This window comes from Acidovorax soli, from assembly GCF_014207955.1.
Lineage (GTDB): Bacteria > Pseudomonadota > Gammaproteobacteria > Burkholderiales > Burkholderiaceae_C > Acidovorax > Acidovorax soli_A.
This window is the reverse complement of the sequence record NZ_JACHLK010000002.1, coordinates 816639-830924: the sequence shown is the minus strand read 5'-3', so window position 1 is coordinate 830924 and position 14286 is coordinate 816639. Positions and strand designations below refer to the sequence as shown.

7 protein-coding genes are annotated in these 14286 nt (G+C 69.4%); 4 read left to right on the top strand and 3 right to left on the bottom strand.

Annotation, left to right across the window (positions count from 1 at the left end; all coding sequences use genetic code 11):
- The first annotated feature begins 16 nt into the window (after positions 1-16).
- The 4 genes from HNP48_RS08275 (at position 17) to HNP48_RS08260 (ending at position 10896) form a co-directional block, all read left to right on the top strand.
- Entirely contained in the window at positions 17-2677 is a 2661-nt protein-coding gene (locus HNP48_RS08275) for a hypothetical protein (protein WP_184856398.1), read from the top strand.
- Positions 2678-2747: 70 nt separating this feature from the next.
- On the top strand, positions 2748-5417 hold the full coding sequence (locus tag HNP48_RS08270; RefSeq protein ID WP_184856397.1) for an RCC1 domain-containing protein: 2670 nt from the start codon (positions 2748-2750) through the stop codon (positions 5415-5417).
- Positions 5414-8050, top strand: a complete 2637-nt coding sequence (locus tag HNP48_RS08265) for a hypothetical protein (RefSeq protein ID WP_221480119.1) — start codon at positions 5414-5416, stop codon at positions 8048-8050. Before HNP48_RS08270 ends, HNP48_RS08265 begins: the two co-directional genes overlap by 4 nt.
- 170 nt (positions 8051-8220) lie before the next feature.
- Positions 8221-10896 carry a hypothetical protein gene (locus HNP48_RS08260; RefSeq protein ID WP_184856395.1) on the top strand — a complete coding sequence of 892 codons (2676 nt, stop codon included), beginning with the start codon at positions 8221-8223 and terminating at the stop codon, positions 10894-10896.
- Between the two features lie 60 nt (positions 10897-10956).
- Here the strand turns inward: HNP48_RS08260 and HNP48_RS08255 are convergent, their stop codons facing one another.
- The 3 genes from HNP48_RS08255 to HNP48_RS08245 all read right to left on the bottom strand — a co-directional run bounded on the left by HNP48_RS08255 (position 10957) and on the right by HNP48_RS08245 (position 14255).
- A complete protein-coding gene (locus HNP48_RS08255; RefSeq protein WP_260420140.1) occupies positions 10957-12048 on the bottom strand; it encodes a hypothetical protein in 1092 nt (363 codons plus the stop codon).
- Between the two features lie 17 nt (positions 12049-12065).
- Entirely contained in the window at positions 12066-13148 is a 1083-nt protein-coding gene (locus tag HNP48_RS08250; RefSeq protein ID WP_184856394.1) for a hypothetical protein, read from the bottom strand.
- A 141-nt stretch (positions 13149-13289) separates the two neighbouring features.
- Positions 13290-14255, bottom strand: a complete 966-nt coding sequence (locus HNP48_RS08245) for a hypothetical protein (protein WP_260420139.1) — start codon at positions 14253-14255, stop codon at positions 13290-13292.
- Between the last annotated feature and the right edge of the window lie 31 nt (positions 14256-14286).

Sequence of the window (14286 nt, the reverse complement as noted above, 5' to 3'; positions counted from 1 at the left end):
GAGAGGAAGGATCGATATGGCGACACCATTGTGGCGTCGGGCTCTGGCCTGCCTGCTGCCCGCGTTGCTCGTGGGGCTGGGTTCATCGGGTGCCGTGCAGGCGCAGAGCATTGCGACGGGCGCGCGCCATGGGCTGGCGCTGCAGCCCGACGGCAGCGTGCTGGCCTGGGGAGACAATCGGCAGGGACAACTGGGACAAGGACGCACGCTGTATGCCGAGGCTGCGCGCGAGATCCCCTTGTCGGCAAAAGCAGTGGCCGTACGTGCCAGCTCCACCAACGCGCTGGTGCTCGACGACCAGGGCAATGTGTGGAGCTGGGGCACCAACCGCCGGGGGCAACTCGGCGATGGCACGCGCACCGACCGGGCCACGCCCAGGATCGTTTTTCGCAACGCGGCCCAACTCGTTGACAACGGCGGCGATCAACGTCCGTCATGGGTGCTCGACAGAGATGGACAGCCCTGGTGGTGGGGACCCTTGCCTTCAGGCGGAGAACTGACTCAGCCAGCACAAGCAGCCCGGGTGCCTGCCCGGCTGGTGCGGGTACTGTCCAGTGGGCGGGCAATGGCCGCACTGGATGACCAGGGGGTGGTGTGGTCCTGGGGTGTGGGTGCCGCATGTGCTGGCGCAACCCAAGCAGCCGGCGAGGCGTTTGCGATGCGTGACGTTCCGCCCATCAAGGACTTTGTCGTTGTCGGCGACACCTTCAATCCCGATCGCCGCGAATTTCCTGACCCGGTGGCGCCGCAGTATATCTCGCGTATCTATGCAGTTGACCGCGACGGGAAGTATTGGAAATGGGGCGCAGAGGTGGTGTATTCCAGCGGAATGGCCAGGCTCCAGTCCACCTGCCCTCCTGTCCAGTCGCTGGACGCAAGCGCTATGCTGGGCTACCAACCCCGGATCCACGCCGATCTGGTAAAGGCCGGAACGGTCATCAAACGGGTCATCCCCTCAAACCAATGGACTACCGCTGGATTGACTGAAAACGGGGACCTGTGGCTGTGGCGGCAAGTCCAGTCCGGGCCGCCCGGGACGGCCCCCCCGGTTACCTTGAGCCATGAGGCTTCGGGGGTGTTGGATGCCAGCAGCTACTCCACCGAACTTCGCGAGGGAACCCAGGGGCTGATCTACATCACCCGCGACGGCAGGGTGCTGGCCAAGGGCTCCAACGCCAATCTGCATCTTGCCCTGTCCAGCAATCAGATCGATTCGGTCGCCGGACCTCAGAGAGTTCCGCTGCCCGCAGGCGCTGCCAGCGTTCATGTGATGCCCGATGGCGGGTATGCGGTCTTGAAGGATGGGCGGGTGTTCAATTGGGGCCTTGGAGCCGCGCAATACGATCCCAGTGCCAATCTCAACTGGTATGTGCCCCGGCCAGGGCCCTCACAGATCGGGATACCGGCCTCCATTGCAAAACTTGCGGTGACGGAAGGCCGCTGGCTGGCGCTGGATTCAAGCGGCAACGTCTGGAGCTCGGATGAGTGGGGCTCGGGCGTGAAAGGCTCGGGCCTTTTGCGCCCGACCATGGTGAGCCGTGCCAACGGTCTGCCACCTGCACGGGACATTGCGCTGGGTGGTAGCGCAGGGGCCACGGCCATGGCTGCCATTTTGGGCGTGGACGGATCGGTCTGGACCATCGGTGCCTTTGCCGGGGTGTCGCCCCCTCCCAGCCCGCCTTTGCAGAATTTTGACGATGTGTTGTCGCACCTGTGGACACCCAAGAAAGTTCTGGCACTTCCTTCGTCCATCGTGCAGGTGGCCGCGATTGGCGGGTACATTGGGGCCGCTGCGTATGCGCTCGATGCCTCGGGGTCCGTCTGGTTCTGGGGCCAGCATGCCTACGGTATCGGCGGGCGCTCGGTTGCCGCAGTAGGGGGAGATCTGATCGTCAATGTGCCCTATGTGCTGCCCTTGAGGCAGAAGGCTGTTTCGATCCACACCAATGCCTACGACTACGGTTTCTGTGCCATTTTGGAAGATGGCTCTGCCCAGTGCTACGGCAAGATGTTCAACGAACATGCCGGGATGCATTTTCGACTGCACGCGCCCATCAAGGAACTGGCGGTCGGCGGGGCCGAACAGGCCATGGGCCGCACGACCGACAGGCGTGAAAACACCGTCCACTTCCGTCTGGCCGACGGTACCGTCTGGGCCTGGGGCCAGGGCCGTTATGGGCAGTTGGGCGCGGGCATCCACGCCAACACCGCAGAACCCGTCCCTGTCAACAACGAAGCCGGAACCGGCGATCTGGACCTGGACCCCACCACGCCCAATGTGCCCACGGCCAACCGTCCTCCATTCCGCGTGAAGACGCGCCTGGAGGGCAACCTGCGTACGCTGTCGTTCAACGCGGATGTGTTCGGCGCTGCAACGGGTGGTGGTACTGGCAACGGCACCACCAACCTCTACGCCTTCGCCACAGCCGACCTGCGCACCTGGATACAGTTGGACGGGGAAGGCCAGTGGAGCCTGCTGCGCTCGCCCGTGCCTGCCGCGGCAAGCAATGTGCCGCTTGCCACCGAGGCGCAATCGGTGCCGCTCAACATCTTGCCGCAGTTCATAGGCACGGGCCTGGCCGGCGTGCGGGTGTTCGTGGGCCAGGGGCGCGATGCGCAGGAGATGCTGCAGGCGCGGCGCTTCCGCGAGGTGCTGGAACTGGCGCCCGAAGACTGATGGCCCATCAACCAGCCAGCCGACCAAGCGATTCACGTTGCCGCCAGGCACCTGTTCCGAGGCCTCTTGCATGCACCATCCGCTTCTTCGCTCCCTGGCCGGCCTGCTGGCCCTGGCCCTGGGCACCACTGCCGCGCAGTCCCAATCCATCGCCACCGGCGCGCGCCACGGCCTTGCGCTGCAAGCCGACGGCAGCGTGCTCGCCTGGGGTGACAACCGCCAGGCGCAGCTGGGTGGCGGCAAAACCGTCCACGCCAGCACGGCGCGCGAAATCCCGCTGCCGGCCAAGGCCGCAGCCGTGCGCACCAGCAATACCGGCGTCCTGGTTCTGGACGAGCAGGGCAACGTGTGGAGTTGGGGGACCAACCGCAAAGGCCAGCTGGGCGATGGCACGCGCACGGACAGGCCCACGCCACAGCTCATCTTCCGGGGGGCGAGCGGCATCGTCAACGGCGGGGACAAGGGACCGTCGTTCCTGATCGACCGGGACGGGCAGCCCTGGTGGTGGGGGCCGTTGCCGTCCGGCACCAACGTGGCGGTGCCCGAGCGCGCGGCGCGCGTACCCGCGCGCCTGGTGCAGATCGAGCACCAGGCACGCAGCACGGCGGCAATCGACGACCAGGGCGTGGTCTGGTCCTGGGGCGAGGGCGCTGCCTGCGCGGGCACGGCGGCGTACACCGGGCCGGTGGCCATGAAGGGGCTGCCGCGCATCCAGGAGCTGCGGTTGGCCGCCTCGGCCCCTGCGCGCGGCAGCTCGGACGAGCGCGCAGGCGAGGTCCCGGCCTCCCGGATCATTGCGCGGGATGCCAATGGCGCCCTCTGGAAATGGGGCACGGACCCCCGGGTTTCGAGCTGGGGCCCGATTCCCCCGCCGCGACAGACCTACTGCCCACCGGTTGCAACGCAGGAGGATCCATGGGCCTACGAGCGCAGGGTCCACCCCGGCATGGCAGCACAGGGGGTGAAGATCGCCCAGTACGCTGGAGTCGGCGGCGCCGGTTACCTGGGCTGGACGGCTGAAGGGGATCTCTGGCAGTGGATGCCACCGGTGGAGGCGGAGCCTGCAGGCTACCGCGTCACCTTGCACCGCGTGGCCACTGGCGTGGTGGATGCCAGCTCCCACACCAGCGAGGGCGAACCCCTGGTATCCGGCATCCTGTACATCACGCGCGACGGCAGGCTCCATGGGCTGGGCACCAACCTCAGCCTGCATCTGGCCACGGCGTCTGACGGGGTGGATTCCATGTCCACCCCTGGCACGATGGCGCTGCCCGGGCCTGCGCGCAGTGTGCACGCGCAGCCCTTTGGCAGCTACGCCCTGCTCAGCGATGGCCGGGTCTATGGCTGGGGCCTGGGCGCCACGCGCTACGACCCGCAGGCCAATTTCGAGCAACGGCTGTACCCCCAGGTGCCAACGCACATTCCCCTGGGCGCACCCATCGCCAAGCTGGCGGTGGCGCAAGACCAGTGGCTGGCCCTGGACGCCGATGGCCGGGTCTGGAGTTCCGACGGCTGGGGCAGCCGGCCCACGGTGCGCGAACCGCTGAAGTCGTACCTGCCCGCAATGCTGATCCGTGATACGGGCCTGCCCCTGGCCCGGGACATTGCCGTGTCCGGCAAGACCATCGGAATGGTCCTCGGCGTGGATGGTTCGGTATGGACCATGGGCACCCGCGCGGGTCTTGCACCCGTGGGGCCCCTTGCGCCCATCGTGCCCGGGGTGGTTCCCGATATCTACGGCGTACTGGATGTGCTGGCCACGCCGCACCAGGTGCAGGGGCTGCCCCCATCCATCGTGCAGGTGGCTTCGGCCACCCCCGTGTCTGCTGCACTGTATGCGCTGGACGCCGAGGGCGGGGTCTGGTTCTGGGGCAGCCGCTCCCGGTTCGGCTTGACGGGGCACGACAGCGACCAGTTGTCTGCCGGCGACCGCGAGGTGCAGACGCCCATACCGCTTCCACTGCCCCAGAAAGCGGTTGCCATACGCGCCGGCCAGTCGAGTTTCTGCGCCATCCTCGCCGATGGATCGGCACAGTGCTATGGCTGGCTGTTCAACGAGCACCGGGGCGTGCGGTTTCGCTTGCATGCCCCGATCCGGGAGATCTCCTTCGGCACGCATGCTTCCAACGGGACCCAGGGAACCACCGTGCATCTGCAGCTTGCCGATGGCTCGGTCTGGGCCCAGGGGCAAGGGCTCCATGGCCAGTTGGGCAACGGCACCTATGCCAATGCGGCAGAGCCCATGCCGGTGGTCAACGGGGCCGCAACTGCAGACCTGATTCTGGGCCCCTCTGTAGCGCCGGGGGCGGCCGTGCGACCCCCGTTCAGGGTGAAGATGCGACTGACCGGCAACCTGCGTTCCCTGTCGCTCGGTGGCGACGTGTTCGGGAGCGCTGGCGCTCCAACAGCGAGCAATGTGTATGCCCTGGCCAGTTCCGGCGCACCGGGCGGTGGCACCTGGGTGCAGCTTGACGCGCAGGGGCACTGGGGCCCGCTGCGCTGGCCCATACCTGCCATTGCCAGCGGCGCAGCGCTGGCGAGCGAAGCCCAGTCCATCACGCTGGAAAACATCCTGCAGCGGTTCACCGGTACGGGCCTGGAGGGGCTGCGCGTGTACGTCGGCCATGGCCGCGATGTGGACGAAATGCTCGCGGCCAAGCGCTTTCGCGAAGTGCTCGAACTGGTCCATGAGGACTGCACGCTCACTCCGTGCGGACCGACCTTGCTGGGGGGGCAATGATGCAGCGAAGAAATCCCACGGGGCTGGCGAGCCGGTTCATCGCACTCCTGGTGCTGCTGGCCCTGGCCACCGCCGCGCAGTCCCAGACCATCGCCACCGGCGCGCGCCATGGTCTGGCGCTGCAAGCCGACGGCAGCGTGCTGGCCTGGGGCGACAACCGCCTGGGACAACTGGGCCAGGGCCGCACACTGTATGCCGAGACGGCGCGCGAGATCCCCTTGCCCGCCAAGGCCGTGGCCGTGCAGGCCAGCGCCACCAACGCGCTGGTGCTGGACGAACAGGGCAACATCTGGAGCTGGGGCACCAACCGCCGCGGCGAGCTGGGGGATGGCACGCGCGCCGACCGGGCCACGCCGCAGATCGTGTTCCGCAACGCGGCGCAGATCGCGATCAACGGCGGGGCTTCGTCGCCCACCTTCGTGCTCGACAAGGACGGCCAGCCCTGGCAATGGGGGCCCGTGCCCGGCGGCGGCGAGCTGCTGGCCCCCACCCGGTCCGCCCAGGTGCCCGTGCGGCTGGTGAAGGTGGAGCCTCGGGGCCGAACGGTCTCCGCGCTGGACGAGCAGGGCGTGGTGTGGTCCTGGGGCGAAGGCGTGGCCTGCGCCGATTCACCAGGCAAGACCGGCCCGGTGGCCATGCGCGGCCTGCCGCCCATCAGGGATTTCTGGATCTCCTATTCCGCGCTGCGCGCCGCCGGCACGCCCGCGGACGGCACGCCCCTGACCATCGTGAACGCCGTGGACCGCGATGGCAACGTCTGGAAGTGGGGCTCCGAGGCCTCCTATGGTTTCATGGGCTATGGACCGGCCGAAATACGCCGGTACTGCCCTGCGGTGCGCACGCCGGACGCAGCCGACTGGACGTTGCCGATGCCGCTGGTGCCACCGTACATCCCCGCCGAGCTCGTGAGCGCCGGTGTCGCCATCACCCGTGTGCTCGGCATGAACATCGAGCGGGCCGTGGCGTCGCAGAACAGCTCCACGCTCGGGTTGACGCAGGACGGAGAGCTCTGGCATTGGGACAGCCAGGGCCCTGGCACCAAGATCCACCGCGAAGCCCTGGACGTGGTGGATGCAAGCAACTATTCCGCTGGAGACCGCCACGGAACGCTGGGGCTGGTCTACGTCACCAGGAGCGGCAAGGTCTACGCCAAGGGCTCCAACCTGTTCCTGCACCTGGCCATCGCCAGCGGCGAGGTCGATTCAGTGTCGGGGCCGCAGAAGGTGCAGTTGCCCGGGCCGGCCGTGAGCGTGCACGCCAACGCCAGCGGCAGCTATGTGCTGCTCAAGGACGGACGGGTCTTCCACTGGGGCTACGGCACGGCGCAGTACAAGCCCTTCGCCAGCCTCAACCGCTATGCCGTGCCGCAGGCACCGGTGGAGTTGGACCTTCCTGCGCCCGCGGTGAAACTGGCGGTAGGGGAGCGCCGCTGGATGGCCCTGGCTGCGAACGGCGATGTCTGGAGCACCGATGTCACCGCCGTCGGCAACGAGTACAAGGAGCCTGTCTGGTTCCAGCGCCTGCTCGTCACGCGGGCCTCCGGCCTGCCTGCAGCAAAGGACCTCGTGGTGGGCGGCGCGGGAGGCGCCATCCTGGGAGTGGACGGCACGCTGTGGAACGTGCCCGCGCAGGCGGTGCCCTATCCCCACGCCGAGACGCGGCCTCCAGTGTTCCTGCCCTTTCAATATGGCGGCCTGCCGAAGGTAAGGCAGGTGGCGATGGTGCTGGGGCGCTACGGCGAGGCCCACTTCGCGCTCGACGCACAGGGGCAGGTGTGGTTTCGGGGACGGGAGTCATTCGGCCTGAGTGGTGCCGTGGACACCGGCACCACCACGGGCCTGGATGTGCCGGCCCCCTTCGTGCGGCCCCTGCCCGGCAAGGCCGTCTCGGTGCATGCCGGCGGCGGCAGCTTCTGCGCCGTGCTGGAGGACGGGTCGGCCCAGTGCTACGGCAAGATCTTCAACGAGCACCTGGGCATGCGCTTCACGCTGCACGCGCCGATCCGCGAGGTGTCCATCGGTGCCGATGGCACGCAGGGCGGCACGGTGCATTTCCGCCTGTCGGGTGGTGCTGTCTGGGCCTGGGGCCATGGGCAGTGGGGTCAGCTGGGTGCCGGCACCCATGCGCACGCCTTCGACCCCGTGCCGCTGGTCAGCGAATCCGGCACCGCCGACCTGGACCTGGACCCGGGAACGCCCGACGCGGCGGCAACGGCCCGCCCGCCGTTCCGCGTGAAGACACAGCTCTCGGGCAACCTGCGTGCGCTGTCATTGCGCAGCGAGGTCTTCGGCAGCGCAGGGGCGCCTGCCGGGAGCAATGTCTACGCCATGGCCGCCCCCGCCAGCGGGGCGCCGGGCGTCTGGGTGCAGCTCGATGCCCAGGGCCTGTGGGGGCCGCTGCGCTGGCCGGTGCCCGCCGTGGCCAGCAACGCGCAACTGACCGGCGAGGCCCAATCGCTTGCACTGGCCAACATCTTGCGGCAACTCCCGGGCACAGGGCTTGAAGGGCTGCGCGTCTACGTCGGCTATGGGAGCGATGCGCAGGAGATGATGGCCGCCCGCCGCTTTCGCGCTGTGCTGGACCTGGTTGCAGACCCGTGCCCCGAGAACCTGTGCACCCCGGCTTATCGCTGACGGCAGCAGCACTGCCTGGCCCATCCCGGTGGGGTGGGGCGCAGCCGGGCAGCGCGGCCTAGGATGGTTCTCTCCGCACATGCCGCCACGGCGTGTGACGGCACCGTGGCGTGTGGCCTGATTTGCCGACGCGCCTTGCGACAGACCCAAGAGAGGAAGGGAAGATCACGATGACGACACCACCACCATGGCGCCGGGCCGCGGGCTGGCTGTTGCCGGCGCTGCTGGCGGGCCTGGGGCCATCGGGCGCCGCGCTGGCCCAGACCATTGCCACCGGCGCGCGCCATGGCATGGCACTGCAGGCCGATGGCAGCGTGCTGGCCTGGGGCGACAACCGCCTGGCCCAGCTGGGCCAGGGCAAGACGGTCTACGCCAGCACGGCGATCGAGATTCCCCTGCCGGCCAAGGCCGCAGCCGTGCGCACCAGCAGGACCAGTGCGCTGGTGCTGGACGAAGAGGGCAATGTCTGGAGCTGGGGCACCAATGCCCGGGGGCAGCTCGGGGACGGAACGCGGGCCGACCGGGCCACGCCCCAGGTGGTGTTTCGCGGCGCGGTGCACATCGCCAACGGGGGCGATTCCGCTCCCTCCTTTGTGATCGACAAGGACGGCCAGCCTTGGTGGTGGGGACCGTTGCCGTCGGGCGTGGATGCCGCCGTGCCTGAGCGCGCCGCGCAGGTGCCTGCGCGGCTGGTGCGCATCGAGCACCAGCTGCGCGCCACCGTGGCGCTCGACGAGCAGGGCGTGGTGTGGACCTGGGGCGAAGATGCGGCCTGCGCGGACAGCAGCGCAGCGGCCTCGGCGCCGAGGGCCATGCGCGGCGTGCCGCCCATCGTGGATTTCATCTTCGAGGCCCAGGGGCCGATCAACTACCAGTCTCCGGCCATCCCGGCAAGGGGCCCCGTCGCACGCGTCACGGCCAGGGATGCCGATGGCCGCCTGTGGGTGTGGGGCACCGATCCCCTCCGCATTCCGGACGGATTGCCGTCCCCAGGGTTCACCTATTGCCCGGCCGAGCGCTGGGCACAGGGCTACGACCCCTTCGCCATCCGCGACAGCATCCACCCGGACATGGAGAAGGCCGGCGTGAAGCTGTACAAGGTGGTGCACGGTGGCGCAGGCTCCCTGGGGTGGACAGCGCAGGGCGATCTGTGGCGCTGGCGGTATGTCCCCACGGTGGAGATTCCCGGCGGCCCGCACATGGCGGTGGAGCGTGTCGCCACTGGCGTGGTCGATGCCAGCGGCCACAACACCTCTTTGAGGGGCGTGTTGCCGGTGTTGATGTACATCACGCGCGACGGCAAGCTCCACGCCATGGGTTCCAACACCAGCCTGCATCTGGCGGTGGCTGCCGATGCGGCCGGTGGGGCCGAATCGGTCGCGAGCCCGCGCAAGCTCTCGCTGCCGGCCGCCGCGCTCAGCGTGCACGCGAGCGAGGCGGGCAGCCACGCGCTGCTGGCCGATGGGCGGATCTTCCGCTGGGGCCTGGGCGCCGTGCAGTACGACGGGCAGGCCAGCTTCCTGGGCCGCAGCTTTGTGCAGACGCCCACGCACATTCCGCTGGGGGCGCCCATCAAGCGGCTCGCGGCGGCGCAGGGCCAGTGGCTGGCGGTGGATGCCGATGGCAAGGTCTGGAGCTCGGGGGGCTGGGGGACCGATCCGGTCCCCCACGGCCGCCCTGCCGTGGTGGGGGGATCCACGGGCCTGCCGCTGGCGCGCAGTGTGTCCGTGGGGGGCAACGGGCATGGCGCCATCCTCGGTGTGGACGGCTCGGTCTGGACCATTGGCGGAAGCCGCGAAATCTTCCCTCCCTTCCAGGGCTCCGACGTCCATGCGTCCCTGGTCGCATCGTCGGTACCCAGCAAGGTGGGGGGGCTGCCCCATACCATCACGCAGGTGGCGACGGCCGATGGGAGCTACGGCGCTGCGTACGCGCTGGACGCATCCGGCACCGTCTGGTTCTGGGGTGCGCAACCCCTGTACGGGATCGCCGGGCAGGACAGTGCGGCGCTCAACCGGGGAACGTGGCTCGTGCGCACCCCCATCGTGCTGCCGCTGCCGCACAAGGCTGTCTCCATCCACGCGGGAGACTTCAATGTCTGTGCCGTGCTGCAGGATGGCTCGGCGCAGTGCTACGGCAAGCTGTTCAACGAGCACCGGGGCCGGCGCCTGCAGTTGCATGCGCCCATCCAGGAGATATCGATGGGGGTGGACGAGGACCGCGCCGACACCACGGCGACTGCCCGGCGCGGCGGCACGGTCCACCTGCGCCTGGCCGATGGCACGGTATGGGCCATGGGCCTGGGCCGCCAGGGACAACTGGGATCCGGTGCCTACGCCAGCTCGGCAGAGCCCATCCCCGTGGTCAACGAAGCCGGCACCGGCGACCTGGACCTGGCCCCCGCGGTGCCGAATGTGGCGGCGGCGGTGAACCGCCCTCCGTTCCGGGTGAAGACGCAGCTGGCGGGCAATCTGCGCAGCCTGTCGCTCACGGGCGAGGTGTTCGGCAGCGCCGGCACCCCGCCAGACGCCCATGTGTACGCCCTGGCCTCTGCCGGGCCCCTGGGCCCGGGTGTCTGGATGCAGCTCGATGCGCAGGGCGCCTGGAGCCCGTTGCGCTGGCCCGTGCCTGCCGTGGCCAGCAACGCCCAGCTGGGCAGCGAGGCCGAGGCCCTGCCGCTGAGTCTGCGGCCCCAGCAACTGCAGCAGGGCTCCGACATCACCGGCCTGCGCCTGTACATCGGCTACGGGCGCGATGTCGACGAGATGCTGGCGGCCAGGCGCTTTCGCGAGGTGCTGGAACTGGGGCCCGACGCGAGCGGCATGGTCCTGCCGTCAGACTTTTGAGGGGCTGCTGCGCGTTGAGAACCCCGGCCGTGCAAGCGGGCAGACGCCCGTGCCCATCGCTCAGAACAGCGTGTAGTAGCTGTCGTAGCTGCGCAGCCAAAGGCTGGGTTGCCGCGACTCCTCGTCGAAGTGAAGCTGCAGCAGGTTGGCGCGTGGCAGGGCGCTGTCCACCACCAGCTCCTTGTCGTTGGCGGCCTCTTCCACCTCGCTGAAGGCCAGGCGCTGCAGCACATGGGTGAAGGCAGCCTCGGCATTGCGCGGGCGGTAGTCCTCGTCGAGCAGCAGCGAGGGCTTGCGCAGGTACTCCTGGTGCAGCCAGTACCACACGCCCTCGTTGGCCGTGCCGGGCTGGGCGCCGGGGTTGCCCTGGTCGCCCCAGGTGTGGGTGGGTTCGCCCGCGGTCACGCCGGCAGGGTCCCAGGCCAGGGCGCCCATGCCGTCGCCCACGTGCACGAACACGGCCAGGCTGCGGTCGTAGCGTGCGCGCACGCTGGGTGACAGCAACTGGTCCAGCCCGTCCTTGCCGCTGAGCGCATAGTCCCATTGGCGCCGCAGCATGTCGGTCACGGTGGTCATGGCCGAGGGGTGCACAAAGGACGAGTCGCCCACCTCGACGCGCCAGTCGGCCAGCAGCCTGACCATGGCGGGCAGTGGGGCGCCCAGGCGCTTTTCCAACTGCGGCAGCGCGGTGGCGGCGGGCGGCTTGCCGGCCGGGAGCTTGGCCCGCTCGACCGTGACCGTGCCTTCCTCCAGGCGCTTGGCCAGGCCGCGCACGCGCTCGATCCAGGGCTTGCCCTGGTCGTACAGCGGGGCCGAGACGCTGGCCATGTCGCGCACCGTCCAGGTCTTGTTGAAGGGCGTGGTTTTGCCGGCGCGGGTGAGGTTGCCGCGCAACTGCACGCGCTGCAGGCCTTTGGGCAGGGCCCAGACCAGCGCCGGCCGCCGCAGCAAGCCGGGCTGGGTGGCCTGGTGGTTCAGCTGTGCCGCCACCTTGCCATTGGCCAGCACATCGGCCACGACGGCGTCGCCCACCTCCAGCCAGGGGTGGATGCCGGCCCGGGGGCCTTGTGCAACGGCCTGGGGCTGTGCCTGCAGCAGGCCGCAGGGCAGTGCGCCCAGGGTGGCAAGAATGCTTCGCCGTGTCGTGCTCATGGATCTCCCTCTCTCTTTCAATATTGGGTGTGGTGCCCGTAGTGGCCGTTGTAGCTGTTCAGGCGCAGTTGCGGAACGCGCGCCCCGTTGAAATGCAACAGCAGCAGGTTGCCCAGCGGGGTGGCGCTGTCCAGCACCAGTTCATCGTCGGCCAGGGGCTGGTACAGGTCTGCGAGCGCGTAGCGCTCGAACACGCTGGCCAGGGCCAGGTCGGTGCCCAGGGGGCGGTGGTCCTTGTCCAGCAGCAGCGAGGGCTTGACCGCCATTCCCTGGTGCATCCAGTACCACAGGCCTTCACTGCCCGTGGCGGGGCCCGGGCTGCTGCCCAGCCGGGCGTGGTCTTCGGGCGTGAGGCCTCGGGGGTCCCAGGCCAGGGCGCCCATGCCGTCGCCGACCGTGACGAACACCGCCAGGCTGCGGGCATAGCGCTCGTGCACGCCGGGTGAGAGAAAGTTGCCTGGGGCATCCTTGCCTGTGCTCGGGTAGCCGAAATCGCCGTGCATCAGGTCGAGCAGGGTGCCCATCGCGGCCGGGCGCACAAAGTGCGATAGCCCCATGCGGATGTCCAGGGCCGCCAGCAACTGCGCCAGCGCCGGGGGCACGGGGGCACCCAGGCGCTTTGCCAGGGCCTCCCAGGTGGCGCTGTTCGCCGGCTGGGCGGGGGCCAGGGTGAGCGGGGCGTCTTCGTCCTCGGCGACCGGGATCGCCTGTACCAGCGCGCGCACGCGCTCGGGCCAGGGCCGGCGCTGGTCGTACAGCGGTGCCGATGCGCTGGCCAGGTCACGCACCGTCCAGGTCCGCGTGAAGCGGCCGGCCTTGCCCGCCACGGTCACCGTGCCGCGCAACTGCAGGCGCCGCACGCCCGCAGGCAGTGCCACGGTGGCGGCCGGCAGCCGGGGCAGGCCGGCCTTGGCGGAGCGGTGCTCCAGCTGCCCCACCACCTGGCCATCGGCCAGCAGTTCGGCCACCACGCTGTCCCCGGCTTCCAGCCAGGGGTGCAGGCCGACCTGCATGCCGGCCGCCGCAGGTGTTTGTGCCAGCAGCGCCACGGGCAAGGCGCCCAGCGTGGCCAGCGTGCTGCGCCGGGTGGTCCCTGTCATCGAATCCCTTTCTTTGCAGATGGGGCGCGATTGTAGGGGCGGCGGGCGCCAGAGGCAGGAGGCCGCGGACTCCTGGGACGGCCAGGCGAACCCACGGCGTTGGAACAGGTTACAGGGCGGTCGAAGTCAAATCCGCACAGGTCAATACAGCCCGTAGGGGTGCTCGTAGCTGCACAGCCATAGCCTGGGGTGGCGTCGCTTGTCGAACTGCAGTTGCAGCATGTTGGGGCGCGGCAGGGCCGTGTCCACCACGAGTTCATCGTCGGTCTGTGCGCAAGCCAGGCGCGACAGCGCAAAACGCTGGAAGACCTGGGTGAAGACGGCCTCTGCGGTGTGCGGATGGCCACTCGCGTGGTCCTGCAGCAAGGCGGGTTCATCCAGCTCGTCCTGGTGCAGCCAGTACCACTGGCCTTCGCCGGGGGCGCCCTCGGGGTCCCAGGCCAGGGCGCCCAGGCCGTCACCCACGTCCACGTACACGGCCAGGCTGCGGTCATAGCGGGCCAGCACATCGGGGGGCAGCAGGTCCTGCAGCCCCTCTTCGCCGGTGCGTGCGTAGTCCCATTGGTTCACCAGCATCTCGCCCACGGTGCCCAGGCCGCGGGCGCCCACGAAGTAGGAATCGCTGATGCCGATGTCCCAGTCCGCCAGCAGGTGCAGCAGGGTGGGCACGGGGGTGCCCAGACGCTGTTCCAGCGCCCGCAGCGCCGCTTGTGGAGAGGCCTGGCCCGCGTGGGACGGGGCGGGCCCGATCTGGATGCGCGGGGCCTGCACTGCCAGCGCGCGGATGCGCTCGGCCCAGGGCAGGCATGGGTCGTACAGCGGGGCAGAGGTGGGGGCCAAGTCGCGTACGGTCCAGGTCCTGTCCAGGGGCGCGGGGGGCTTGCCGGCCAGGGTCACCGTGCCTCTCAGCTGCAGTTGCTGCAGCCCGGGAGGCAGGTGTACCAGCAGCGCGGGCTGCCTTTGCAACCCGGGCTGTGCGGCCTGGTGCTCCAGCTGCGCGACAGCCATGCCATCCAGCACCACCTCGGCCACCACACTGTCGCCCACCTTCAGGCAGGGGTGGATGCCTGCGGCGGCGGCCGGGTGCGGGCAGAGGGGCTGGGGCATGGGGAGGACCGTTGGGGTTTGCGACGCGGAG